The sequence below is a fragment of the Burkholderia sp. PAMC 26561 genome (assembly GCF_001557535.2).
In the GTDB taxonomy this organism is placed as follows: Bacteria; Pseudomonadota; Gammaproteobacteria; order Burkholderiales; family Burkholderiaceae; genus Caballeronia.
In genome coordinates this window covers 144,386-170,447 of record NZ_CP014310.1, presented here as the reverse complement: position 1 = coordinate 170,447, position 26,062 = coordinate 144,386, and the positions used below count along the sequence as shown (strand labels likewise).

13 protein-coding genes and 3 pseudogenes are annotated in these 26,062 nt (G+C 55.0%); 11 read left to right on the top strand and 5 right to left on the bottom strand.

Translation table 11 applies throughout. The features are described 5' to 3' along the window. Positions 1 to 111 precede the first annotated feature (111 nt). The 4 genes and pseudogenes from AXG89_RS31295 to AXG89_RS31280 all read left to right on the top strand — a co-directional run. On the top strand, positions 112 to 1,386 hold the full coding sequence (locus tag AXG89_RS31295) for a hypothetical protein (protein WP_062174422.1): 1,275 nt from the start codon (positions 112 to 114) through the stop codon (positions 1,384 to 1,386). 797 nt (positions 1,387 to 2,183) lie between these two features. Further along, positions 2,184 to 2,977, top strand: a pseudogene (locus AXG89_RS31290) (IS30 family transposase); the annotation flags it as partial. A 525-nt stretch (positions 2,978 to 3,502) separates the two neighbouring features. Next, positions 3,503 to 4,770, top strand: a pseudogene (ltrA, locus tag AXG89_RS31285) (group II intron reverse transcriptase/maturase). Between the two features lie 65 nt (positions 4,771 to 4,835). Continuing rightward, a pseudogene (locus AXG89_RS31280) lies at positions 4,836 to 5,060 on the top strand (transposase); the annotation flags it as partial. Positions 5,061 to 5,383: 323 nt separating this feature from the next. Here the strand turns inward: AXG89_RS31280 and AXG89_RS45050 are convergent. Beyond that, positions 5,384 to 6,061, bottom strand: coding sequence for an alpha/beta fold hydrolase (locus AXG89_RS45050; RefSeq protein WP_062174420.1), 678 nt, complete (start codon positions 6,059 to 6,061; stop codon positions 5,384 to 5,386). 686 nt (positions 6,062 to 6,747) lie between these two features. Here AXG89_RS45050 and AXG89_RS31270 point away from each other — a divergent pair. From AXG89_RS31270 to AXG89_RS31250, 5 genes are all read left to right on the top strand, one after another. Further along, a complete protein-coding gene (locus AXG89_RS31270; RefSeq protein WP_062174418.1) occupies positions 6,748 to 7,479 on the top strand; it encodes a DUF3800 domain-containing protein in 732 nt (243 codons plus the stop codon). A gap of 566 nt (positions 7,480 to 8,045) precedes the next feature. Continuing rightward, a complete protein-coding gene (locus AXG89_RS31265; protein WP_335672006.1) occupies positions 8,046 to 9,857 on the top strand; it encodes a phage integrase family protein in 1,812 nt (603 codons plus the stop codon). 75 nt (positions 9,858 to 9,932) lie between these two features. Beyond that, positions 9,933 to 10,361: a response regulator gene (locus AXG89_RS31260; RefSeq protein ID WP_236873592.1), complete on the top strand. Its 429-nt coding sequence runs from the start codon at positions 9,933 to 9,935 to the stop codon at positions 10,359 to 10,361. Between the two features lie 966 nt (positions 10,362 to 11,327). Continuing rightward, on the top strand, positions 11,328 to 15,491 hold the full coding sequence (locus AXG89_RS31255) for a CheR family methyltransferase (protein ID WP_062174413.1): 4,164 nt from the start codon (positions 11,328 to 11,330) through the stop codon (positions 15,489 to 15,491). 879 nt (positions 15,492 to 16,370) lie between these two features. Further along, the gene (locus AXG89_RS31250) at positions 16,371 to 17,126 is read left to right on the top strand and encodes a PAS domain-containing protein (RefSeq protein WP_162916165.1); all 756 of its coding nucleotides are present in this window, start codon (positions 16,371 to 16,373) and stop codon (positions 17,124 to 17,126) included. Here AXG89_RS31250 and AXG89_RS31245 read toward each other — a convergent pair. After that, complete coding sequence (locus AXG89_RS31245) at positions 17,104 to 18,186, bottom strand: IS630 family transposase (protein ID WP_062174886.1); 1,083 nt, start codon at positions 18,184 to 18,186, stop codon at positions 17,104 to 17,106. The two genes, AXG89_RS31250 and AXG89_RS31245, sit on opposite strands and share 23 nt — an antisense overlap. A 113-nt stretch (positions 18,187 to 18,299) precedes the next feature. Here AXG89_RS31245 and AXG89_RS31240 point away from each other — a divergent pair, with 113 nt between their 5' ends. Further along, positions 18,300 to 19,940 (top strand): hybrid sensor histidine kinase/response regulator, encoded by a 1,641-nt coding sequence (locus AXG89_RS31240; RefSeq protein ID WP_062174410.1) that lies wholly within the window; start codon positions 18,300 to 18,302, stop codon positions 19,938 to 19,940. Between the two features lie 190 nt (positions 19,941 to 20,130). On the opposite strand, the gene AXG89_RS31235 is transcribed toward AXG89_RS31240, so the two are convergent. Next, positions 20,131 to 21,354 (bottom strand): histidine kinase dimerization/phosphoacceptor domain -containing protein, encoded by a 1,224-nt coding sequence (locus tag AXG89_RS31235; protein ID WP_205583102.1) that lies wholly within the window; start codon positions 21,352 to 21,354, stop codon positions 20,131 to 20,133. 408 nt (positions 21,355 to 21,762) lie between these two features. Between AXG89_RS31235 and AXG89_RS45045 the strand changes: the two genes are divergently transcribed. Next, on the top strand, positions 21,763 to 21,957 hold the full coding sequence (locus AXG89_RS45045) for a DUF2934 domain-containing protein (protein ID WP_082771674.1): 195 nt from the start codon (positions 21,763 to 21,765) through the stop codon (positions 21,955 to 21,957). Between the two features lie 633 nt (positions 21,958 to 22,590). Here AXG89_RS45045 and AXG89_RS31225 read toward each other — a convergent pair. Both AXG89_RS31225 and AXG89_RS31220 read right to left on the bottom strand, forming a co-directional pair. Then, complete coding sequence (locus tag AXG89_RS31225; protein ID WP_062174406.1) at positions 22,591 to 23,382, bottom strand: EAL domain-containing protein; 792 nt, start codon at positions 23,380 to 23,382, stop codon at positions 22,591 to 22,593. A gap of 682 nt (positions 23,383 to 24,064) precedes the next feature. Continuing rightward, positions 24,065 to 26,062: a hybrid sensor histidine kinase/response regulator gene (locus tag AXG89_RS31220; protein WP_062174404.1), complete on the bottom strand. Its 1,998-nt coding sequence runs from the start codon at positions 26,060 to 26,062 to the stop codon at positions 24,065 to 24,067.

Below are 26,062 nucleotides of genomic sequence, written 5' to 3'. Positions count from 1 at the left end.
TGCTTCACTTCCCCGACGGCAAATCGGGTAAGGACTCACATCTCGAAGTGTAGCGGATAGCGATCGGCAGTCAAGCGTTTGCCCTCCATTTTTTCAAATGGATGCATGACTATGCTTATCGCGCAACAATTCGTTGCTGGCGAGGGTTACGATCGCCCCTCCCCTCTCGAAATAGATTCTCCAAACCTCGACAATGAAGCACGAGGGGACTTTGCCTGTGATCGCTCCAACTTGCCCTGGATAGTCTTCCGGGCAGCGCACCGTGCTAATCACATTGCAGCCATCCCTTCACGCTCGCGCGCCCTCCTCGCGGCACTCGCCCGTACCGTTGACGCTCAAAAGCCGTACGCCGCTATTTTCGCCCGTCGAGAGCTACTCACCGGTCGTGCGTTGCAGTCCATGCGCACGTTTTATCGCAGTCTTGATGATCTCGCCGAAGTCGGCCTCATCGTGCGAGCGCCCCAGAGACGTCATGGTGATGCCGGACTCTTCGGACGTGCCTATATCCATCTCACGGAAAAAGCAGCCGAACTGCTCGGATTCGTGGAACAAAAAAATCCACCGGCTTTGGCCGAAACATCAAAACTCACAAGCGAAAGGCCAGCCAATTCAGAAGCTGACGCCCAACACTATCCTTTGCTCATACCTCCGTCTGCCACGGTGGCAGACGGAGGTATATATAAGGATCTATTCCCTAAGAATCAAAAGAGACAACCAGGAACGCTCCCGCTGGACCTTCAACGTTTGCTGAGTTTGGGTTTTCATAAATTTTTGGTTTTCAAACTCATGCGAGAAGCAAAGCAGCACGGCAAGCTTTTGACGGACGTGGTCGAGGTAACTTGGGAACACCTGAGGGCGGCAAAACGTCCCATCAGCTATCTCCGGTCTTTGCTCCGCTCGCCGGTCGATTTTGGACACCAACTTCGCTGTCAACACGCGAAGATTCAAGAACGACGCACACGATTGAATGAGATCAAAGCTATCGACCATCTGGCAGCACATCACGCCGGACAAATCTTTTTCGACGAAGCCATCAACCGCCGCTTTGAAATTTCTGCCGACGGTAGCGAGATCTCTATTCGCGATTACCGTGAGCCCTGCGCTCGCGTGTCCACGGCTGGTTGGAAACTGGATTTCGCTTCGGCCGTTAGAGCCGGTCGCCTTTTAAGCGCTTTGCCGTCTCACGATGCTGCGTTTGCCGAGAAATGCAAGTCTGGACATTCGGTCGCCAGCGCCACTAATCGCGCGGGAAGCAGTCCGAAGGAGGGCGCAAGGGCAATCATTGAACAGGCCCCCGTTGCTGCTATTTCTGCTCGCCTCGCGGACATGAAACAGCTCCTCCGGGCCACATGCGCTGGCGTTCGAAAAGATTTGGCCGCAATCTAATTCCACGAACTGACGGCCGAACCATAGCTTCGAGAAGTTACGCTGAAACTGCTTGCTGCGCCTGTTCGCCATCAAGGCAGTCTTCAAATCGGTCTATCTTTGTACGCCGCCTTGAGGAGATGGCAGAGAAGGCGGGGAGCGAGCAAACACCAACACGAACACTCCGCATCTGCAGGTAACACGTAATCGTAGCTGCTGCCAATAGTCGTGAAGGTCGGACGAAAGAGACGTGGCGTGCACTTCGCTAGTTAAGGCTGCAGATCTGTGATCCCTAGGCTGGACCATTGACATGCAACCCAATACTGTAGGTTCTTGATACCCGTAATGAAAAATAATTGGTCGATAGCATACGATCATGAGCCTCGTTCGGGAGGAAGCACGCAGAGGCGATGGTCCCGGCGGCCCTGTCCGAAGTCAACGCCCGACACTAACGCATTCCCTCACGGAATGAGTACCAACGACAGCAGAAAACAGACCCTGCTGTATGTGCCGTTACCGCAATCAGCAGCAAGTCAGTAGCCGATTCGAATAGCTAGGGTCAAAGGCAATAAATTAGTACCACTAACGATATACGGAGCAACTCCGTCTTAAACAGGATGGAGCTCTCGGCAGGGTATGCCCCTTCAAGACGGCGGAGTTGATAGATTCACGGCGCCTTGCCCGCATTAAAGCGCGACCTGTTCAGAGAGGTCCCCAACGATGAAATGATCAGAATGAGCCGCCGTTCGAGGTCAAGGTCAGGCTACCCGGGCGGGCTCAAAACTGAAGCGCAACACCAAAGCGTATAAGGTGTTGTAATGCACAAAGCGAATCAGTACGAGCAGTTGCAAGCCGAGGAACGTCTAGAGATCGCGAGCCTGCGTCAACGGGGCTCGAGTATCCGGGCCATGGCCCGCATACTCGGACGCTCAGCCTCTACCCTCAGCCGTGAACTGAGGCGCAATAGCTCTGTGCTCGGTTATTTCCCAGCGGCGGCGCACGCGCTCAGTTCGGCCCGACGAGCGGACACGGTCACCACGCCCAAGCTTGGGCCTCACAGCGCCTGCTGGAGGGTCGTCCTCACGCTGCTCGAGTGGCGTTGGTCACCTCAGCAAATCTCTGGAGTTCTCAAGCGTATGTTTCCGACCGATCCAACTTTGCAGGTCTCGCACGAAACGATTTACACGACCATCTACGCTCACCCAGGCGGAGAATTACGGCGCCAACTCATTGCTTGTTTGCGTCGTGCTCACCGCGCCCGTATGTCGCGCACGCGGGTAATGATCGCCGCTGGCAAATTCCCAATATGGTCAGCATTCACGTGCGCCCACCTGAAGTCGAGGATCGCGTTATGCCCGGGCACTGGGAGGGCGACTTCATCAAAGGCGAAGGCAATCGCTCCTCAGTTGGCGTGTTGGTGGAGAGGACCAGCCGTCTGGTACTGCTGGCCAAGATGCACGATGCCACAGCCGAATCTGCACTGGCCGGCTTCTCGGCCAAGCTCAACTCGATTCCCGAACACTTGCGTCAAAGCTTCACTTACGACCAGGGGCGTGAACTCTCACGACATCAAGAACTTGCCGCTCAAACTGGCGTGAACGTCTATTTTTGCGGTGTGTCACGAACATGAGCGAGAGCTTGTGATGCTGTATCGAAGATGGGAGAAGGCCTCCCGAAGTCGGCTTGCAGGAGCAGGCTTCAAACCGCCCGGTGCTGCTGCGTTTAAGAGGCGTGGTGGTGAGCGACCGTGGAAAAGGCGTCCGGTCAGGACGTCAGGTAAGTGTTGAGAAGATGAGCGAAAGCGAACCGTCCGATGACGCATCGTTATAGACATAAAGTATTGCCAAAACTGGGGTCGCACAGAAGCTCCAGGATCAGTCGGGACGATACCTGTTTACGGACCCGTCGGCATTCGGTGTATAGGCGGCATGAGCTCAACACAGGCTTTGATACGGAACGTGAGAACCTCGCGCTGGATGTAAAGGGAAATGACAAATGGCAAACACCATGAGGAAGAATACCGATGCCAGCGCGAGGGACGGAGTCGCCCGTAGTAGTGATGAAGCCCTTGTAATGAGGGTGGAGCGAAGGGGCGGCGTTAGCCTGTTGACAAGTGTCGCCAACTCGCGATGCGAGGATGAGTGACATGGCATCAGCAAAACCATATTGCATTGCAAAGCGTACGGTGTGGGAAGCCTACCAACTGGTGAAGGCCAACCGAGGTTCTGCTGGGATAGACGATGAGACTATCGCGATGTTCGAGCAGGAGCGGTCCAAGAATTTGTACAAACTGTGGAACCGGATGTCGTCGGGGTCGTACTTCCCGCCGCCGGTCAAGCAGGTAGAAATTCCGAAGGCCAAGGGTGGCACGAGAAAGTTGGGAATTCCCACTGTGTCTGACCGAATTGCGCAAACTATCGTCAAGCTTCTGATCGAACCGATACTCGATCCCGTGTTTCATCCAGACTCATATGGATACCGGCCGGGCAAATCGGCTAAGCAGGCAGTTGCTGTCACGCGAAAGCGGTGTTGGCAATATGACTGGGTCGTGGAATTTGACATCAAGGCGGCATTTGATTAGATCGATCATGCGTTGTTGATGAAGGCGGTGCGACGCCACATCAAGGATGACTGGATCTTGCTATATATCGAGCGGTGGTTAACTGCGCCGTTCGAAACTGCAGACGGTACCCGCTTGCCTCGGCAGAGGGGGACTCCGCAGGGCGGGGTTGTTAGTCCCATCTTGATGAATCTGTTCATGCATTATGCGTTTGACTGCTGGATGTCGCGGACTTACCAACAACTCCCTTTTGCTCGCTATGCCGATGACGCGGTAGTTCACTGCCGAAGTCGCGAGCAGGCGGAAGAAGTGATGCGGGCCATTGCATCGCGGCTGGATGAGTGTGGTTTGACGATGCATCCGGAGAAGTCAAAGATCGTGTATTGCAAGGACGGTAACCGCACCTTAGCTTATCCGAACGTGCAATTTACCTTTCTCGGTTTTACGTTTAGGCCCCGAGAGGCAAGGAGCAGGTACAACCGGCTATTTACCAGTTTCTTGCCGGCAGCGAGTAACGATGCGCTGAAGCGGATGCGGCAAACGGCGCGGAGTTGGCGGATACATCGTCGGACTCCAGCCACGCTCGATGACCTCGCGCAGCAGTGCAATCCAACGATACAAGGGTGGTGGAATTACTATGGGGCGTTCTATCGAACGGCAATGCATGCGATCTTTCAATTTGTGGATCGGAAGCTCGAGTGCTGGGCCCGACGGAAGTTCAAGACACTGTCGCGACACAAACGGCGTAGCGCTGAATGGCTCCGCAAAATGGCGGCTGTCTATCCACGGTTGTTCGTTCACTGGCGTATCGTTGGGGCACCGGTTGGCTGACGGGAGCCGTATGAGGCGAGAGTCTCACGTACGGTTCTGCGAGAGGCTTGAGGTGAAACCCCTCGGGCCTACTTACCATCCACATAGCCTGTGGCAGCGCGGAACTTGTGAAAATACCAATGGCCTGTTGCGCGAGTATTTACCCAAAGGCACCGATCTTTCCGTGCATAGTCAGGCAGACCTCGACATGATTGCCGACAGCTTGAACAATCGACCTCGTGCCACCCATGCGTTTCATTCTCCCTTCGAGGTATTCGCCGCGACGCTACAAGCAGCGGATCTAGCAACGTCATCTAAACATTAACCTAGCTGTTGCACTTCGACTTGAGACCGCCCCGCCTTGGCTTCAAACGATTGTCGCCGAAGTCTCAACTCGAAGGTTGTGCCTCCAATGTTTGGTAGGACTGCTTCGTTTACGCGTTGAGCGTTTAAGGTTGATTAAATAATTTGGGATTTGCGTCCCGACGCCAGCTTATACAGCTGCCGCTTCCGGGTTTCCTGCAAAGCAAAACTGTTAGACCGGTTTGCGAAGCTAAGCGAGTGCGGCGTAGCGATAGGGGAGGGCACTCATTCACCTGGATCTGTAGTGCCTCGCGGACATATTCTCTAACTTCAAAAGAGCAACTGTTAGTCTGGTCTTCCGGTGCGGGCTCTTAGGCCTTCCTCAACGACGGCGTGTATTATTTTGGCGAAGTCGTCGGGTGCTTCGACGCACGACGTATGGCCCGTATCGAGCACCACTAGTCTCGAGCCCAGAATGCCATTGCACAGGCTTTGCGCATGGGACAAGGTGCGAGCGGGGTCACGGTTTCCATGGACCACCGCGGTGGGAATAGCTGATAGTTCATTGAGCATGCTTGTAAGATCCGTTTGTTGCAAACTGCGCAGGCTCTGGACGGTCGCTTCAGCGGTAATGCGGCGTGGATACGTCATAAACGAGTCTACAAGCTCGGCGGGACAGACTCTTCCAAGCGAGCGTTCGGCCATGGCTTTCCACAGCGGTAGACCCCATGTCTGACGGACACGCTCAATGACTGATTCGACGTCGCCATGTCCCTTTGTATTCGCTCCGCTATTGCTTAGCACGAGACCAACCACGTTGGGTTTCGTCGAACGTAAATCAATCGAAGCGGCGAGCGCCGCGATCGGTGTACCAACCGAATGCCCGACCAACACGGTTGGTCCAAGCTCCCCTAGTAGATTAGCTACACGCGCTGCAACTGAGTGAAGGTCGTGTGGGCCCGCACCCTCGAGCCAGCCCACGCCAATCGCTCGAAGTTTCACGATTCTTGTAACGGGCGCCATAGCGTTTGGTGGAATGAGGGCGCCCGGCAAGAAGACGAGGGTCGGTCGGTTTTGGGTCTATGACTAAGATGGAACGTGGATACTGCCTGAGTCATTTATCTACGTCTGTTTTGTTATTCGATGGAGCGGCAACATCTTGACAATCCACGATCCCGCGGTTCAGTGATTCTTCAAATGATACGTCAAACGTTTTTCAGCGAGGCGGTTGCCGCGCGGGCAATCAGCACTTCCGTTGGCTGCTCACCTCCTTAAAAATAGTGTTCTACTCATTTTGATTCGACTAGCCGGCACCCGCATAAATGAGTTTGCACGACGTCGTTTCACTGTCGGTAGCACGAACCATGTACTAACACGGCATTTATGCGCTTATCATTCGCACATCCTGCAGCAGGGGGCAACGCCTATGACGTAGACGTATTCCCTTTGTTAGCGCTTTCGCAACTAACGATCTCTCCACAAACCCTCCACCGGACGGAAGCTAATTCAGTGCGCCAACAGTTTGCACGCGACCTGAACGAAGCTCATGCGGCAGGTAGTGATGTCCTATCCCGAAGCAGAAAAGACATATGGCCGATACGAACCAGATTCTGCGTTTCCGTCAGTGTCCAACACTCGCATTTTTTGCGACAGCGAAAAACGTCAGCTCAGGTAAGGTAGCATTTTGATCGACACGCCAGGAACCAGCAGTGCACAGTGACTACCTAGTTTTTGTGGATGAGAGCGGAGACCACAGTCTCACCTCGATTGACGACGCTTATCCGTTATTCGTCCTGTGCTTTTGCATCATCAAGAAAAGTGACTACGTAAATACGCTTGTTCCGCGGATCAAAACTCTCAAAATCGAGACCTTCGGTCACGACTGCGTGGTACTCCACGAGGCGGACATTCGCAGAAAGCGTGGCGCCTTCTCAATGCTAAGCAAGGAGCCGCGAGAGGCTTTCCTGGAAACCTTGACCACAATCATCGAGGACCTTCCGATGACGGTCGTTGCCGTCGTGATCGATAAGCGCAAGCTTAATGAGAAATACAGCACCCCGTCCAACCCTTACCATCTTGGAACCCAATACGGCCTTGAACGGGTATGGGAATTTCTCAAAATGAACGGGCAGCACGAAACGAAGACCCATGTAGTTTGCGAAGCGCGCGGAGCTAAGGAAGATGACGATCTTGAATTGGCTTTCCGGCGGGTTTGCGACGGTGATAACCGGACCGGCAAGCCGTATCCGTTTGAAATCGTGATTAACGACAAGAAGGCGAATACTGAGGGGTTGCAGATCTGCGATTTGATGGCCAGGCCAATCGGTCTCTCGGTGCTACGGCCCGAGCAAGGCAATAGGGCATTTGCCGTTCTTCGAGGAAAATTCTTCAGCGGAGCAAGCGGCGCGATCGAAGGAAACGGATTGAAAATCGTGCCCTAGAAAAGCGAAAGGCCCCAGTAGTACCTGGAGCCTAGCGCCGGCCGCGTAGTCGCAACCCATTTAGTCAGTGCGTCAACAACCGCTGCTTTTATCATAGTCGACTGGGGTATCTCACGCAAGATTTTTGAGGTCCCGTTAGCATAAGCGGCTGCCCTAGCCGGCAAAAAAGTGTCGATTACCGCAATTTAAATAGATGCGTGTCTCCACCAAATGCTTTGAATTTTCGACCATCAGAAGGGTTCGATCAAAGCCAAACGCTGGCTGCCAAACGTGTGGAAATATATATAATAAACAAAGACTTAGGGGTAAGCGAGGCTGCTAATTGTTATTAGCAGACAAGCGTTTAATGGTTAAAATAGCGTTATTTTGATTTGCGGCTGTGTTTTGGTCGTAAACATCTGCTTTAACCGGGTTTTTAGAGAGGGGAGGGCGCCATCGCCAATCGCGAGCAGCAGCTGGAACTGCCGACGCCGCGTACCTATACGCGAACCGATTTCACGGCGCTGCGCGCGTTCGTTCAGCGCATAGACGCAGCGACCATTGCGCGCCGGTATTTCGATCCCGATTTGACGCCGCACGCGAGGACACCGGACACACTAGACCGGTATCTGCGCACGATGCTCGATGACCTGGTGCAACTCGCGCTTCGCAATGGGTCGGCCGCGCTTGCCACGCACCTGAAAGCGTCGATCAAACAGCACGGCAGCGCCAAGCTCACGGCGGTGACCCTGCGCATGGTCGAGCAGGCGTCGACGCTCGCGGCCGCGGCCCCGTCGCTCGATCATCAGGTCGGCTTGTGGTTCCGGCCGCTCGTGACCAAAAGACTGATCGGGGAGGGGATCGACACTCTCGGTCAGCTGGTTGACTTCTGCAATTCGCACGGCGGCAGTTGGTGGCGTTCGATGCCGCGCATCGGGCCGCACCGCGCCCGCGTGCTCGTCGCCTGGCTGCGCCGTCACGAGAAGCACCTGGGTAAAGGCATCGACGCGGATGTGGATGCACGTGCCCTCACGCCGGCGGTGGGACTGGGCCATATCGTCGTGATCGGTGGGTCGATTGACGCGCCGCAACTGGCGCCGTTCGAGCGACTCGCAATTCCGACCGCGCTCTCCGGCGAGCACGGCACAAACCGCGCGCGTGACTTCGCGTTCATCCGGGCCGAGCACGACCTCGCAGCGGTTCACGCTTATCTGAATCGCTATCGCGACCGGCCGCCGACGCTGCGCGCGTACACGCGTGAGCTCGAGCGGCTGGTTTTGTGGCTCGTGATCGTTCGGGGCGTGGCGCTCTCGTCCATGGCGGTGGAAGACTGCGAGGCATATAAGGATTTTTTGAAGGCCCCGATTGCCAGTTTCGTGGGTCCGAAGCGCCCACGTTCAAGCGGCCGGTGGCGACCCTTCACGCCTGAGGGCTTGTCGTCCGAGAGTCAGGCGTACGCGGTGCGCGCGATCCGAGCGGCGTTCGCGTGGCTTACCACCGTACGGTATCTTGCCGGCAACCCGTGGAGCGCGGTCACGGATCCGGCCACCATCACGCGCGAGGTCGAAGTGCAGGTGGAGCGGGCGTTGTCGACCGATCTCTGGGCCCAGGTGCGTGCCGAGCTGGATGCCCGATGTGAGTGCGAGGACTTGGGCGGCGTTACACCGACGGAGGAAGAAGCACGCCAATGGCGTGCCGCTCGAGCGGCGGTTCTATTGATGGGTGACTCGGGCTTGCGCCGCGACGAAGCGGCCCAAGCCCGACGTGAAAACCTGAGCGTCGCCGTGGTGACGACGGGCGGATCGCGCGGATCTGCTGTCGGGGTTCCTGCGAAGTCCTTGTCGAAGACGTCGCGCAGTAAGGCGTCGCCCGAACAGACCGTGACCGTCTGGGCACTGACCCTGATCGGCAAACGCCGCAAGCAACGCACGGTGCCGGTGAGCGCAGCGACGGTCGCCGCGTTGAGGGCTCACTGGGCCGATCGGGACCGAGACTTTGATGCGCAGTCAGTGGAGGCTCCCCTGATCACGCCGCTCGTGATAAACGGCACCAATGCGTCGCTTGCAAAACACGACGGGGGCTTGGACGGAAACAGCGAGGCGCCGTATTCGGCGGACGCGCTTGCGCGACTCGTTCGCGAGTCGGTGCGACGCATCGCCGGTGATCTGCTGCGCGAAGGCGGTCTTTCGTATGAGGCGCATGCGAAGTTACTCGCGACATCGGCCCATGCCTTTCGGCATACGTTCGGTACCCGGGCAGTGGCCATGAACATGCCAATTGATGTCGTTCAGCGCATTCTTGGTCACGCGTCACTGCAGACTACGTCAATTTACGTGCGCGCGGAACGTCAGCGCATGCTTGACGCCGCCGCCCAATATTATTCAGAAGACGCCGGCTAGTCACTGTCCTCAGACAGACTCAACAAAACCTTGGCAGGCACGCGGGGTGCGTTTCTCCCGTCAATGGGAGAAATTGTGAATTCAAAAAATCGAGCGGAATGCGCAACCTGGACCGCGCGTCATGTCGCCGTGGGCGAAATCCAGCCGCGCGTTTTAGTGGTGGATGACAATGCAAATGCGGCGCAGGCGCTAGCCGCCTATTTGTCATTTGAAAATGTCGAGTGCCGCGTAGCCTTTGGGGGCGTAGAAGCGATCAGTATGGCGACGCATTGGCTCCCCCATGTCATCGTCATGGACATCTCGATGCCTGAATGCAACGGCTTCCAAGTCGCATTCGCGCTACGCAATGACGAGCGCACTTGCGGGATTGCCATCATTGCTTTCACCGCATTGGACGAAAGCGAGGTGCGCCGGCATCTCATTGATAATGAATTCGATGGATATTGCCAAAAAGGGCAACCGCCAACGAAGCTGTTCGGATTGGTCACGAACTTCATGCACTAGCTATAGTTTTCCGGGGATGGGCCGTTGTTGAGCACAATCGTGGATCTGGCATCGTCTCCTATACGGTCAACCTGGAGCGCTCCGCTGAGGCCCCTCGCGATCGCCCAGCGATGTACGACCCGATGCCAAGCCCCTTTTTTTTTCGCGGGTTCTTCGAAGAGGATCCGTTAAAGGGGACTGGTTATTGGCCCGGGTGCGAATCAGGCACCCGCTGGGATGCTGTTTGTAATCGCAATGCTCCGTTCGTCGTCACATCTGCTCGCGCTAGCGACCTCTTCAACCTCTGCAACCTCCTCGGGCGCGCCGAATCGTCCCACAGGAATAAGTTCTTTCTTGATGTTTGGATTTCCAGCGAACATTCCGTTATCAATCAACATCGGCGCGATGGCACTGCCCACGCGCGTTTGGCAGTGGTGACGCGTAGCCGTTAGTCTGGCCGGTAAGTCCAGCTTTGGAAGCAGCATCGCGGGACGACCGACACGCCCTAGCTGGGGGCAGCAGAGGAGACACAAACCTCTTTTTTAGTAAAAGGCCTGTCTTACCAAAAGTCCGTCCCAAAAAGGATTTTTGCTCGAGCGTCCTTGCCTTGTGATCTTGTGGGATGGGAATTGAATAGCTTGCGATCTGGCACAAATCGATCGCTATGAGTCATGCGCTTCGTAAGGCGGGATACTGAGACCCTGGGCTATTGTGTAGACGGTAAGACGCCGCCAAAATTGCCGCGGATCCACCGGTCCGCGCGGCGGCAAGTCTTTTTTTGTCTTATATTTATCGTCACCCACTCCCCGCCTGGCTTTCGCAAAAAAGAGGTTGCGCCGAACGGTGTCATCAATAAACTATCGAAGAATGCCGTCTTGGGAATGGGGTTTGCGGGCCCGACGTTTTAAAGTTCGCCGCTATTTTTTAAGGCAAATAGCACACCTCTAATGATTTCGAGCTGATCTAACGCAGCGCGAACAAATTCCGATGACAGAGACAACGCCGAGCGAAACTCCAGCCAGCAGGCCCATTCAGCCCCTCAAGGGAAGCTCGCTGGATTTCCCTGTGGTGGGAATCGGCGCGTCGGCAGGCGGAATCCCAGCCCTACTTCGATTGTTTGAAAACATGCCCAGCGATACCGGCATGGCCTTTGTGATCGTGCTTCACTTATCTCCAACGCACGAGAGCGTTGCAGACCAAGTTTTACAGCGTTCCACCAAGATGCGAGTTGTTCAGGTGAACGCGGAAACAAGAATTGAGAAGAATTGCATTTACCTCATATCGCCATCAAACAACTTGTCGATGATGGACGGTCATTTGGGAGTCACGCATGCCGAGCGGCCAGTCGGTCGGCCCGTTGCAATCGATTTATTTTTTCGAAGTCTAGCCGAGGCGCACGGCGCCCAGGCGATTAGCGTCATTCTTTCCGGGTCCGGAAGTGACGGTGCGGTTGGCATCGGTCGCATCAAAGAGTTCGCCGGAATCACTATCGCACAGAGTCCTGAGGACGCTGAGTACGACGACATGCCGCGCAATGCAATCGCGACCGGGATGGTGGATATCGTGCTTCCGGTGGGCGATATTCCCCAAAAACTAATTGAACTGTGGAACAACATGCGGGCAATCGAGTTGCCCCCGTCCGATACAGAGCAAGCCGCCTTAACCGTTGATGCGCCTGATCAGACTGTATCTGCTGAGGAAGCACTACATGGGATATTGGCGACCCTTCAAACGCGCACCGGCCATGACTTTCACCACTACAAACGTGCGACGGTACTGCGGCGCATTGAACGACGTCTACAAGTCAACGCCCTTGCCAGTCTCCCGTTGTATCGGAAGTTCCTGGACGATCACCCGGACGAAACGTCGTTGCTGCTCAAGGACATGTTGATCGGAGTCACAAATTTCTTCCGAGATCGCGACGCGTTCGAGGCACTCGAGCGTGAGGTAGTGCCAAAGATTGTCGCCAAAGAGCGAGAACTTGACGAGCCGGTACGTGTGTGGGTGGCGGGTTGTTCGACAGGGGAGGAGGTCTATTCATTAGCAATATTGTTGTCCGAGCGTTTGCCGGAGGACACTGCGTCGCCCGCGATTCACCTGTTCGCGACCGACATCGACCAGCATGCCATCGAAGTTGCCAGAAGAGGCAGCTATCCGGAGTCGATCCTCACGGACGTGCCACCAACTCGACTAGATCGATTTTTCACCCACGCTCGCGAGCGTTACGTGATCAACAAGTCGGTTCGCGAGAAGGTGCTATTCGCGCCTCACAATCTCTTGCGCGACCCTCCCTTCTCGCAAGTCGACCTCGTGTCATGCCGCAACCTGCTGATTTATCTGGACCGCACCGTTCAACGACAGATCTTTCAAACGTTTCACTTCGCACTCAAGCCGGGCGGCTTTTTGTTTCTGGGTAGCTCGGAATCGGCTGAAGTTGCGGATGATTTATTCGTAGCGGTCGATAAGAAAAATCGAATCTACCAAGCGAAGGTGCTCACTTTACGCCCGCGGGCGTCTGCTGTGCCCGTTAGCCGATCGCCCGTCGGCCAACTACAACTGAGCGTCGCGGCGCGGCCAGTCGTCCAACAACCTCGGTTGGCAACGGCTGACCTGCATCGGCGAGCGATTGAACACGCCTCATCCCCAAGTGTCATCGTCGACCGCGACGCCGAGGTCGTGCACATGTCAGGTGAGGTTGGACGGTTCTTTCATTACATGAATGGCGAGCCATCACATAACCTTCTCACACTCATCCACCCTGATTTACGGCTTGAACTACGCACCGCGCTGTTTGGGGCATCACAAAAGGGAGTAGACGTCGCCACACGAGCGGTGCGATTTTCGCGCGACTCAACGCCCGTGTACATAAGCATGTTGGTGCATCCGTACCATGATCGAGAAACAGGCGCAGATGTCCTGCTGATTTCGTTCGTCGAATTTGCAGACGACGCGGTGCGCGCAGGCAGCGCGACCAACCATGACACTTTCGCTATACACGATTCCGTTACCGTACAACTCGAAGCAGAACTGCAACTTGCGAAGGAAAACCTGCAGTCGTCCATTGAACAGTCGAGCGTCTCGACCGAGGAGTTGAAAGCGTCCAACGAGGAGTTACAAGCGATTGTTGAGGAACTCCGTTCAGCGAGCGAGGAGCTGGAAACGAGTAAGGAAGAGCTGCATTCAGTGAATGAAGAGCTAGTGACGGTAAACGCTGAGCTGCAAGCGAAAGTCGAAGAGACCGCCAAGGCCAACGATGATCTCGAGAATCTCATTGCCTCAACGAACATTGCAACCATCTTTGTAGACCGGGCGATGCGCATCAAAAGTTTCACCGCACCGGCAGTTGGCCTGTTTAATTTGCTCAAGTCCGATAAGGGTCGGCCTTTGCTTGATCTCACGCATCATCTGCACTACCCCGAACTTGCCGTCGATGCCGCCGCTGCTTTCGGCAGCCTGAAGATTATCGAACGTGAGGTTGAAACAGACGACGGACGTTGGTTTCTAGCTCGATTGTTGCCGTACCGCACCGCCGACGATCGCATCGACGGGGCCGTCCTCACGTTGATTGATGTCACTTCTCAACGTCAGGCCCAGTCCGAAGCGCGAAAAAGTGAAGGAAGGCTGACGCTTGCGGCGCTAAGCACCGACGACTACGGCATCATCGTGAAGGACATGGACGGCGTAATCGTCAGTTGGAACAAAGGCGCGGAGAAAGTATTCGGATACAAGGAAGCCGATGCGATCGGAAAGTCCATCGAGATGATTTTCCTGCCCGAGGACCGTGCACAAGGCATTCCACAGGCTGAGCGGATACAAGCAGCCAACACGGGGCGCGCGGAGGACGAGCGGTGGCATCTGCGCTGTGATGGTTCGCAGGTCTACTGTAGCGGCGTCGTGACATTAATCGACACGCCCAACTTCAGGGGTTATGCGAAGATCGTTCGTGATGTGACGGACAAAAAAGGGATCGAAAATAAGCAGCAGTCGCAGTTGACATTCGAGCGCGAAGTGCGTCTGCAGGCCGAAGCCGCCAACCGCTTGAAAGATGAATTCTTCGCTGTGTTGTCGCACGAACTCAAGAACCCACTGAACCTGATTCACGTGAAAGCGGAGTTGCTTACGCGTGCCGTTGAAGCCAGGGGTATCGCAATCGTTCAAGAGGCAGCCGAGGCAATCCAGCGCTCGGTCATCGGCCAGGCAAAAATCATCGACGATTTGCTTGATCTGTCGCGCGTTCGTACAGGCAAACTGGCGTTAGATCTTGGATCGGTTAACTTAGCGATGGGAGTACGCTCGGTCGTAGAGGCGAGCGCGGCTGACGCGGCGATGAGCGGCATTGATCTATCGATGTCAGGAGTTGACGACCCTATTGTTATTTGGGCAGACGCTGTCCGCGTCGAGCAGATGCTGTGGAATCTCGTGCGCAATGCGTTGAAGTTCACGCCGCGCGGGGGACAAGTCACAATTGCGCTCTCCCGGGATGACGGGCATGCATGCATCGAAGTCGCGGACACAGGTCGCGGCATAGCGCCAGATTTTCTGCCGAGAATCTTTGACATGTTCAGTCAAGCGGAAGCGGCAGGAAACCGCGAGCGCGGAGGGCTAGGAATAGGCCTCTCTCTGGTCAAGCAATTGTCAGAGATGCACGGCGGCCGGATCGAGGCCCATTCTGCCGGCGCCGGGAAGGGCGCGCGTTTCCGTCTTTGGCTACCGGAAAGCCCGACGGCGCGTCGATTAGAACCCCCGAGCGGGTCTCGCGATTCGAGCACGCTCAAGGAGTTGAGAGTTCTGTTGGTCGACGATTCGCTTGAAGCACTCGACGCATTCCAGATGCTCTTGGAACTCGAAGGGGCGCACGTGCAAGCAGCGACGAGTGCAGAGCAAGCCTTGGCAACTGCGGGCAATATTGATTTCGATTTGATTTTGTCAGATATCGGAATGCCGGAGATGAACGGCTATGAGTTCATAGCCGCTTTGCGAAAGCTTCCGAGGATGGCGAAAACACCTGCGATCGCCGTCACCGGGTTCGGACGCAAACAGGATATTGCGAAAGCGCTGCGTGTTGGCTTTGATGCCCATCTAGGAAAGCCCGTCTCTTTACCTCTTTTACTTGGTGCGATCGAACGGATTAGAAGGGCAAAATCTCTCTAGGAGCGATGGGCTTCGTCATGCTTCAGCCGGCGCCTTGAACGGAAATGGCTGACGCTATACGGCAGCTCGCTCAAGCTCCCCGATGCGTTGCAAGCATCAACGGAATGCCTCACCTCCTTCTAGGCAAGCTCTGGGGCGGCCGATCCCGACAACTTCGAAGGCTCTCTTGAGGGCCACAAATGTCGAAGTACGGAATAACTGCGAATATGAACGAATAAATTGCGGATATGCCGCTGCACGGGGCAGCACGCAGGCTTCATTACCTATTGGACAAAGCCATTGAACGACCTCCGGGCAGGATAGGCATTCGAAGCATATGGGTTCAGCCTGCAACGCATTCGCAAAATTTGAGTTCGAAATTGAGAGCCTGTTGTAGCGACGCAACTCGCAGTTATCCTGACGAGACATGCTACAAAGCCTTACCAGCGCTCAATCTGGGCACGATTGGCCGTTCGCAGGTTATTCGTTCATATTCGCAATTTATTCGTTCTTCGACATCTGATATCGGTCACGGTAAGCGAGCGTCCTCGGCGGCTCAAGCGGTAGCGCATAGCGTTCCTTCGCCACTGCCCCTAACTGTCGTGCTCGATTACAGATGCGCAGCGGCAGGTGGTCCGGAACGCCTCGAGCTGGTCCGGATCCACGGCAGGGATCCGACCGCCAGTTGAGGAGCAGATATTGCTATGCGGCCCGTTTATCTCCATGTAGAAAGCTGGACTTGGAACGATGGCCTAGATAGAGAAAGTTTAAACTGTCCGGAAGACCGAGGAAAGCGAGCGCGCTCAAACATTTACTCTGCATTCGTAGATTGTTGCCGCAATTCGAGCGCGCTTGGTTATCCAACACTATTTGATTTTTACGTAGGGTGGCGATATGCCAGTGGGAAGCGATGCATCGGAAAGCTATCTAGCTTCGGCAGAAGCTTGGTCCTGCGAAGCCGTATTGAGGAATTACCGCCTGCTTTCAGAGGCAAGCCCAACGATTTCTTGGACAGCAGGACCTGCGGGCCAAATCAATTTTATTAGCGAAGATGCACTTCGGTCTAATCCGGATGATCCGGCCAATCCAACTCTTAGCAACATCCGCTGGGAAGACCTCCTGCATCCAGATGACGTCGAAATGACTGCCGCCGCTTGGCGCCGCTCAGCTAATAGCGGACAGAATTATTGCGCCAGGCATCGCATGAAGATCGGCGGCATATATCGCTGGGTGTTGTCCCAAGCTAAAGCGGTCATAGCGCCAGACGCGAGCATTCATGGCTGGCTAGGGAGCACCGTCAATATCGACGAAACCATCGCCGAAGAGAGCGGGCAGTTGCAGGCCGAGTCACGCTACCGCTCGCTCGTGGCCGCCGCTAGCGCTGTTGTATATCAATGTAGTGCGGACGGACAGTTTGCATCGCCTCAGTCCTCGTGGCAGCGATTTACAGGGCAGCCCTGGGAGGAACATCAAGGCTTCGGGTGGAGTCGAATGATTCACCCGGACGATCGGACCAAGGTAGAAGCCGCTCTTTCAAAGTCCGTTGAGACCGACGCGCCGTACCGTGTCGATGTGAGACTGTGGTGCTCGGCCGCCGGCGATTACCATCGTTGTCGCATTAGTGCGGCAGGCACTAGTGTTCTGTCCCAGAAATAACTTTACATAGTTTCGCCACTTTCTTGAGAATGGAATCGGCTGTTGCAGTCCACACAAACGCTCGCTTGTGCTGGTTGTACTGCTGAACATAGCGCTCGATACTGGTAATCAGTTGGCGCACGTTTCTGAATGACCCGCGTCGGATCGCCTGTTGTGTAACCAGTCCAAACCAGCGCTCCACCTGATTGAGCCAGCTCGAATAGGTGGGTGTGAAATGCATGTGGTACCGCGGATGTTTGGCTAACCAGGCCTTGACCTTCGGATGCTTGTGCGTCGCATAGTTGTCGACCACCAGATGAATCTCGAGATCAGTCGGCACAGCCTGGTCGACGTGATTCAGAAAGGCCAGAAACTCCTGATGCCTATGGCGTGACTTGCATTGGGTGATGACTTCGCCCGTTGCCGTATTGAGCGCAGCGAACAGGGTAGTCGTCCCGTGCCGGATGTAGTCATGCGTTACCCCTTCGAGATAGCCTAACCCCATCGGCAGCACGGGCTGCGTACGCTCCAGTGCCTGACACTGGGTCTTCTCATCGACGCACAGCACGAGTGCATGGGTCGGAGGGCTTAGGTATAGCCCGACAATGTCGCGCACCTTCTCAACAAAGTACGGATCGGTAGACAGCTTGAAGCTCTTTGAACGATGGGGCTGTACGCCGAATAGCGACAGATACCGGGCCACCGAACTCTTAGAAATCCCTGTCTGCGTAGCGGCAGAGCGCACGCTCCAGTGTGTCGCCCCGTCCGGCTTCTCGTGCAGCACCCTGGCCAACAGTTCTGCCACCGCTTCATCGTCATGTGTGCGCGGACGGCCCGGGCGGGCTTCATCATGCAGACCGGCAAGCCCCTGTGCGACAAATCGCTTCTTCCAATGCGTGATCGCCGGCGGGGTCACCTCGCACCGCAAAGCGATTTCCTGGCTCGTATGACCGTCAGCGGCCATCAAAATAATCTTTGCTCGACGGACCAAAGAATGAGGCAGAGAACGCGAGCGACTCATTGTTAGCAATTGCTCCCGCTCCAGCGTCGACACCGAAATCTCGATTCCCTTGCGTCCCATGATCGCCTCCCTGTCGGTCATGGCTTTATCGTAGAACAACAAATATTTATGTAAAGTTATTTCTGGGACAGAACACTAGGGATGAGCGCGGCAGTGTATTTGAGTGGGTAGGCATGATCGCAGACGTTGAAGATAGCCTTCAACAGGCAGAGCGCCTGCGCGAGGACCAGGAGCGCCTCGCGCTTTCGATTGAAGCTGCGGAGATCGGTACGTTTCATTGTCCGATGCCATTGGGCAAGATCATTTGGGACGCGCGTTGCAGGCAACATTTTTGGCTTGCACAGGATGAGGAGGTCGACTTCGACCGCTTTTATTCGATAGTTCACCCAGATGACCGAAAAACCATTCGCGAGGCGGTGACACGAGCCGTTTCGAATACGGAACCGTACGACATCGAATATAGAACCGTGTCGCCGCAGGGCGCGATCCGATGGATCCGCGCCAAGGGGAGTAGCTATCTCGACGCCAGTGGCCGACCGGTTCGATTTGATGGCATTACCATAGACATCTCAGCTCAAAAAGCGCTGCAGGCGCAACGCGACATGCTGTTGGAGCGCGAGCGCATAGAGAAGGCAGCGGCGCAAAACGCCAGCCGCCTGAAAGACTCTTTTCTCGCGACCATTTCCCACGAATTGCGCACGCCATTAAACGCGATGCAGGCATGGATTTATCTTTTGCGTCAAAACCATCGAGATTTTGACCTCGTGTTCAGAGCACTCGATTCTATCGAGCGCAATGTCCGAGTGCAGTCGAAACTCGTCGATGATCTGCTCGACATTAGCAGCATAACCTCGGGCAAGCTGTTTTTAGAAATAGAGACTGTCTCGCTTAAAGACGTTGTCAACGCTGCGATTAGCGACGTCAAAGCGGCCGGCTTGATAAAGGATGTTCAAATCGCCACTGCAACGGAGTATGACGTCTCGGTGGGGGCCGACGTATTACGACTTCGACAAGTTTTCGTAAATGTTTTGGACAACGCAATAAAGCATTCTAAGCCGGGCGGTTTTGTGAAAGTTTCGCTCGATATTCGAGCGAAACATGTCAAGGTCTTGTTTGCCGACAATGGGAGCGGAATCGCGCCCGATTTTATGCAACGTCTCTTCGAGCCGTTCACACAGGCCGACGACGCGATAGGTCGTCACCATGAAGGTCTTGGCATAGGCCTCGCGATCGCTGCAAATATTGTGGACCTTCACGGGGGATCCATTACTGCTCGAAGCGAGGGTATAGGTCGTGGCAGCGAATTTATTGTGACCCTCCCACGTCTGGAATCGGCTGACGTCTTGGAGACAGACTCTATCGGCGAAAACTCGCTACGGGCAATCGAGGCTCCTCGCTTTGATGGGGTTCGGGTTTTAATTATCGAAGACAATCTCGATGCGCTTGAAGCAATGGCGGCGGTTTTCAAGATGGAAGGCGCGCAAGTGTCGACAGCCGAATCGGCCAGCGCAGCTCGTCATCTACTGTCTTCTGGAACCTACGACGCCATTACATCGGACATAGGGATGCCAGGTGAGGATGGCTATTCGTTAATGCGCTGGATCCGTGAACAGAACATTTCCACGCCAGCCGTCGCACTCACCGCTTTCACACGTCCTGAAGATGAAGCCCGGGCTTACCACGCGGGATTTGACCGTTTCCACCCTAAGCCGGTCCATCCGCCTCAACTACTCGCGCTGGTAAGCGATATGCTGTTAAAAAACGCAGGCACGGGGCCACGCGACACGGGCGCAAGCTCAGACGTTGAGGTTTGACGATCAGCACTCATCTCTCTCGCTCAGTTTGAATCTCCAATGTGCTCCGCCATATTGCTCAACAGTGATGCGCCCGGCTTGGTGTGGCTAATTGGCGGGCGCATCCTGGCATTTTTAGCCGGTACAGTTCGACGGTTATTGCCAAAAGGGAAAATCGCCCACGACGCTCGTCGCCTTGATCAATCACTTCCTAGACTGAATCGGCACCTGCCGGAAAACAGGTGCGAAAGCGCGTACCGCCCATCGTTTCGTCGGCGTCGTAAGTTAATGTTCCATTGAGCCCTCGAACCAGCGACACGATCACTTTCATTCCCAGTCCAGACATTTTCTCTGGTGCGAAATCTGCCGGCAGCCCCGGACCATTGTCCGAAACCGACAAACAAAATTCATTCGAATCCAGCCGCGTCAAGCTCACTTTTATCTGAGTGGCGCCGTATTTTCGTGCGTTCGTTGCGAGCTCGTTGACGATTAATCCGATACGCCCGATTTGCTCACTTAGCAGACTAACCGACACGGCCTCGACAATGATGGGGGCGCCCCCCGTTCCCAACACATCTGACAAACCGCTGCACAGCCGCCGCAAATAGTCGGCGCAATCGAGGGTGGTTACCGTCTCGTCCAGGTGCATGTGTTGGTGAACTTGCGCGACGGCGACGATTTTGCCTGCGGCTTTAGAGATCTCTAGCGCTCCTGGCGTGCCGCGTAGTTGCACGCTTTGCAATGTGAGCATGTTTGCAATCAACTGCAAACTATTCATCACGCGATGATCGATCTCCTTCGCCAACAAAGCCGCTTGCCGGTAAGCCGCCTCTTTTTGTTCGATCGCGGCAGATAGATCGGCGATCGCCAGTCGAGCGGAGAGGCGGAGCTCAAGTTGGTCCATCACGACGCTTGCAAGGTCGCTCAAGTGGTCGATCTGATCCTGACTAACCGTGCGAGGTTGAAAGTCGAGAACACACAGGGTCCCCAAGTTGAACCCGTCGTTGGTTTGCAGCGGAATCCCGAGATAGAAGCCAAGGCCAAATTCGCCCGCAACCAGAGGGTTGGTGAGGGTCCGTGGATCGCGCGGAGCGTCGTTCACTAACCATGGGCCATCCTGCATGACCGCCGATGCGCACAGGCCCATATCTCGCGTGATTTGCTGCACATCTAAGCCGTGATGCGATTTGAACCAGATCCGGTCCGTATCGACGATGCTCACAATGGCGACCGGCGTACCCAGCATGCGTGCGGCTACCGCCGTCACGTGGTCGAAAGACCCGTCTGGAGGCGTATCTAAAATATCGTATCGGCGTACCGCCGCCATACGACGGTTTTCATGCGCTTGCGCAGGCGTAGGGGTAATCGGAAAAACATTGGAACTCATAGCCGAGCCCTTTGGTGTGAAGTTCACATGGGCGATGGATATCGTCACATGTCTTGACGCGCATTAAAAAGGAGGGCGAAGGAAGGAGTATACGCGCTTCACTGAGCCTTACTGTGAACCCAAGCACCGCGCGTTGGACATGCATAGCAACTCCTGATACTTCCTCGGAGCACCCCTCATGCCTATTTCAGCACTTTTACGCCCGCGTCGAACTTCTCGACCGCCCGGCAGCGCTTCCGGTGATTAACTCACGAGCTCTCAACTGGTACGCCGGACGATACGTCTGAAGTCACTTAGGTTGCGTAAAAAATATTGCTTTGTCGTGATTCTGTCGTCGAAAACTGTCTTCGAAAACAAACCAAAATCGCGCCAAAAATTTGCACGAGTCCAAAATCCGCGCGGTGGTTCTTCGTACCTAGACGGGCTTAAACATTGTCATTTAAACTATGACCACGAATCATCCAAGGGGAGTTCGTAGCAAATTATTCAATTGAGGATCGAATCCGTGAAAAAGCCTACACGCTATGGCTGGTTGATGGGGCTATGGAAGGATGCGCGGACGAATATTGGCGGCAGGCCCGCGAAGCTGTTGAAAACGAGATCGCGTGCGAGCAGTTAAACGACGGTGGAAGCGGGGTGCAAAGAGACTGACGGGCGTCCGCTGTCAAACGACACAAAGTCGTCCAAAAAGTGTACTAAAGTCGTCCATTTTTCGGTTTTCGCGACGCTACGGCAAAGATTTTCTTTGAAAATCAATGCATTAGAAAATTGACGGAAAGTCGTCCTGTTTGGTTGATACGTAGGCTGCGGAATTTCGCGAGGTTGGCTGAACGTTTTGCAATCCGAACATAGAGTTACGTGGTCACCGATGAATCGCGCGATACGCACCACACGCGCTAAGGCTCGGTTCCAAACGTGCCATCGAGGTGCCCCGGGCTTATTGCACCAGGAGCAACGGCGTCTCTGACAAGAGCGTGCGGAGCAGGCGTGTGGGCGATTGGGACGTCGAGACCAAGCATTCTAAGAAGATATTTTGCAATGCGAACAATCATCGATTGAAGTGTATCGATCCATCTCGAGGGTTAGGCCGCTCGCGATAGGTTGCGGCAGCGAGGGTCGGCGCCCAGCATGAAGGTGAGCAGCACCCGATAGGGAGAAGTCAATACCACTGGACGTAGGAGATGCAGGAGACCGTGCGTGTGCGGCCGCGACATAGCAAAATTTCCGGTTCGCTTCTCGCGCCGATCATTTCGCGCGCCAAACCAGCGGCGCCTCGTAACTAATCTATCGTGTGTCGAAGGAGCTTTCGTGGGGCGAGGGTATTTGCTTGAACGCGGGTTTGGCGAAAAAATATCCCTGCATCAGTGCGACCCCGTATGCAGCGAAGAAGTCGCGCTCGCCGCGCGTCTCGATTCCTTCGGCGATTACCCTGATTCCCAGCGCGTTGCACATTGCAAGCACGCTGCGAACGATAGTCTGCCTGACGCTGTCCGTATCAATGTTCCGTACGAGCTCCATGTCGAGCTTGATGAAGTCCGGCTGAAAATCCGCCAGTAAAGTCAGCCCCGAATATCCCGCGCCGAAATCATCGATCGCAGTCTGGAAGCCGAACGCTTTATACGCCTTGAATATACTAACAAGATGCGGTCGACTTATGATGTTTTCACCCTCGACAGTCTCGAAGATGATTCGCTCGATCGGAAACCCATGCTTCTCTGCTGCGGCAAGGGTGCTTCGAATACATGCTTCAGGCCGGTATACCGCGTTGGGCATAAAATTAATCGAGAGCAGCGACTTCATCTGAAGGCTTGCTGCCTGTCCGATCGCGGTGGTTCGGCAAAGCTGATCAAATTGGTAGCGATTGGTGTCGCTGACCCTCGACAACACCGATGCTGCTGATTCTCCGTTGGGGCCCCGGACCAACGCCTCGCACGCGAAAATCATTTTCGATTCGATGTCGACGATCGGTTGAAATGCGAAAGCGAGTTCGATAGGATCCGCAACTTTGGAGCCGCACCCAGAACAAGAGGATAGCTGTATCGATATCGGAAATGCGGATTTTTCTTCGGGTGACATAGTAATTTTATTCTCGACGCGCGGCTAAATTGAGCCGGGCGTGTGACACGAGCGCGGCAGCATACTTCGCTTAACGGCGGTTTAGAACAAAGGCTTTAGCGTTCTCGCAAACTGAATCAGCCCCTTTTTACAATCTGGAACGGTGGCTGGTGCGCCAAGTCAACAACCGGCCACCCAAGACAGCGCACAGACACACCGTCTCCGTGGAGCAACAAATACCGATGTCGTGTTTGAGTAACGTAAAAAATGCATATTTCGATGGCTTTGGTCTCATGAACTAGGTAAGCTGGTCTCCTCTCAATCGATCTCTTGCCCTCGGTTTCAGGTCGATTTAAGCCGGCTCATGCCGGCTTCTTTTTGAACGTGTTCCGGACTTGGTTCACCCGCCGTCATAGATTTACCATGAACGCTTTCGAACAACCAGCCGTCGAAATCCATGTACGCGAATCTGCCGGGCTCTGGATATGGCATATCCTCGCCACTCAGAGCCATACGTTGTCGGTAATGCAGTCGGGATCGACGGCATATCGTTCATCAGCCGAAGCAAAACGAGACGCCGATCTTGCTCTTACGGCTTTGAGGCGCAGTCGCATCTGTCGCTCTTGATTTGAGGTGTGATCACGAATGGCTCAAATTGCTGCGGCGAATCGGTGGAAGCTCTACTTTTCAACCGCACTGACATCTACTCCGTGAACACCTGCCGTGCGGAGGTTAAGTTATCAACCGGCGTTCCCGCCAAGATTCGCTGCACCCGGTCGAAATCAACCGGCTTGACCAAATGGTGATCAAATCCAGCTTGCGTCGCCAGTTGTCGGTCCGACTCCTGCCCATATCCAGTGATGGCCACCAATACCATTCCTTCAAGACCTGCTTGTTTCCGGATGCGGGTCGCAACCTCATAGCCGTCGATTCCTGGCAAACCGATGTCCAGCAGTGCGACATTGGGTCGATATTGGATAGCGATATCCAGCGCGGTCAGGCCATCGTATGCGGTTCGAACATCATGGTCTAGTAGCTCTACGAGCAACGTCAAACTGTCGGCCGTGTCAACATTGTCATCGACGACCAGCACCTTCAGGCCGCGTGGTGCTACGTCCGCCGTTTGGCCGTGAAGCAGAGGCGGCTTAAGCAAGGGATCTGCAGGCTGCGCTGCCACGGGAAGCCGTACGACGAACTCACTGCCCTTTCCCAAAGCACTGTGAACTTCCACGCGCCCGCCATGCATTTCTACCAAACGCTGAACCAGCGCTAACCCGATCCCTAAGCCACCGCGCGAACGGGCTAACGATCGTTCCGCTTGAGTGAACAGATCGAACACATGCGGTAGAAGTTCTGGGGCAATGCCAACACCGGTATCGCGCAGTCGCATGACGCATTCATCGCCCTCGCGCTTGACGCTCAACCCAATATGACCACCTTCGTCGGTGTACTTGGCGGCGTTAGCGAGCAGATTCACGGCCACCTGTTCCATCCGGTCCGCGTCGGCATATAGCCAGATGGGTTCTAAGGGCACCGACACCTCAAGTTCCTGCTTGCGTTGGTCCATCAGAGGGCGCGTTGTCTCCACCGCATGCTCTACGATGGCGCTCATGGCGACGATTTCACAACGAAGCTGGATCCTTCCGGTAGTGATACGGGAGACCTCCATGAGGTCATCCACCAGACGTGTCAGTTGAATGACCTGACGCTCGATGATGATGCGGGCACGCTGCTGAACGGGATCCTCGTTCCTGTACAGACGAAGCAGACGCACTGCGTTTGAGATGGGCGCGAGCGGGTTACGAAGTTCATGGCTAAGCATCGCTAAAAACTCGTCCTTCCTGTGGTGAAGATCCGCCAACGATTCGGTCTGTGCCTGTAACGTTTGCTCTAGTTTGGACCGCTCACTAATATCGCGGATATTGCATTGCGCAACGGCGCGATTGTCTGCTAGATAGACATTACTGATGAATTCAACGTCGGCCGTTTTTCCATCTTTTGTTTCGAGTGGCAAATGGTCGTAGCGAACATAGCCCTGCTCTTGTAGCTCTTGGTAGACGGCTTGACTACCGCGTTTATCGCGAAAAAATCCTATCTGCCACAGCTCCTTTCCCAGGAGTTCGTCCTGCGAATAACCAAGCAAATCCGTGATGAACCGGTTAGCGTCGATAATCTTCAAGGTGATCGCGTCAAGGATGAGAATCCCGTCCATGGCGCTTTGAAACAATCGCCGGTACTGGACCTCCGAGGCACGCAAAGCACTTTCCGCCTGTCTGCGTTCGGTGATGTCTTCAATCTCGACCAGGATTAAGCCCGGATGGCTGTTGCCTGGCTCCAATCGCCGAGCATTCACACGCATGGTCTTGTCGCCGATTGTCGGAAAATTATGCTTCACGTAACAGTCGCCGATCGCTTGACTACCCGATTTCACATCGTCAAGGAGGGCTCGGAAGTCGGGCTGGTTCCATTGACCATCACCAAGGTCATAAATCGAAACCTTTTCCGTCTCGCCTTGTGTGACGCGAAAGGTTTGATAAAAGGACCGATTAGCCATCTTGACTTGAAGGCTCTCGTTAAGGACGAGAAATGGTTCCCTTATCGTCACGATGATCCGCTCCGCATAGGAAAGCAAATCCCGCGCACGCAGCCCTTGCCTGCTACGGACTGCTTGGAAACTTCTTAGGAGGCGGTTCGGTCGCAT

Coding starts and splice junctions, on each gene's coding strand:
- AXG89_RS31245 (WP_062174886.1), bottom strand. CDS start 18,186: ATGGGACGCAAGGGAATCGAGATTTCGGTGTCGACGCTGGAGCGGGAG.
- AXG89_RS31240 (WP_062174410.1), top strand. CDS start 18,300: ATGATCGCAGACGTTGAAGATAGCCTTCAACAGGCAGAGCGCCTGCGC.
- AXG89_RS31255 (WP_062174413.1), top strand. CDS start 11,328: ATGACAGAGACAACGCCGAGCGAAACTCCAGCCAGCAGGCCCATTCAG.
- AXG89_RS45050 (WP_062174420.1), bottom strand. CDS start 6,061: ATGGCGCCCGTTACAAGAATCGTGAAACTTCGAGCGATTGGCGTGGGC.
- AXG89_RS31295 (WP_062174422.1), top strand. CDS start 112: ATGCTTATCGCGCAACAATTCGTTGCTGGCGAGGGTTACGATCGCCCC.
- AXG89_RS31220 (WP_062174404.1), bottom strand. CDS start 26,062: ATGCGACCGAACCGCCTCCTAAGAAGTTTCCAAGCAGTCCGTAGCAGG.
- AXG89_RS31225 (WP_062174406.1), bottom strand. CDS start 23,382: ATGTCACCCGAAGAAAAATCCGCATTTCCGATATCGATACAGCTATCC.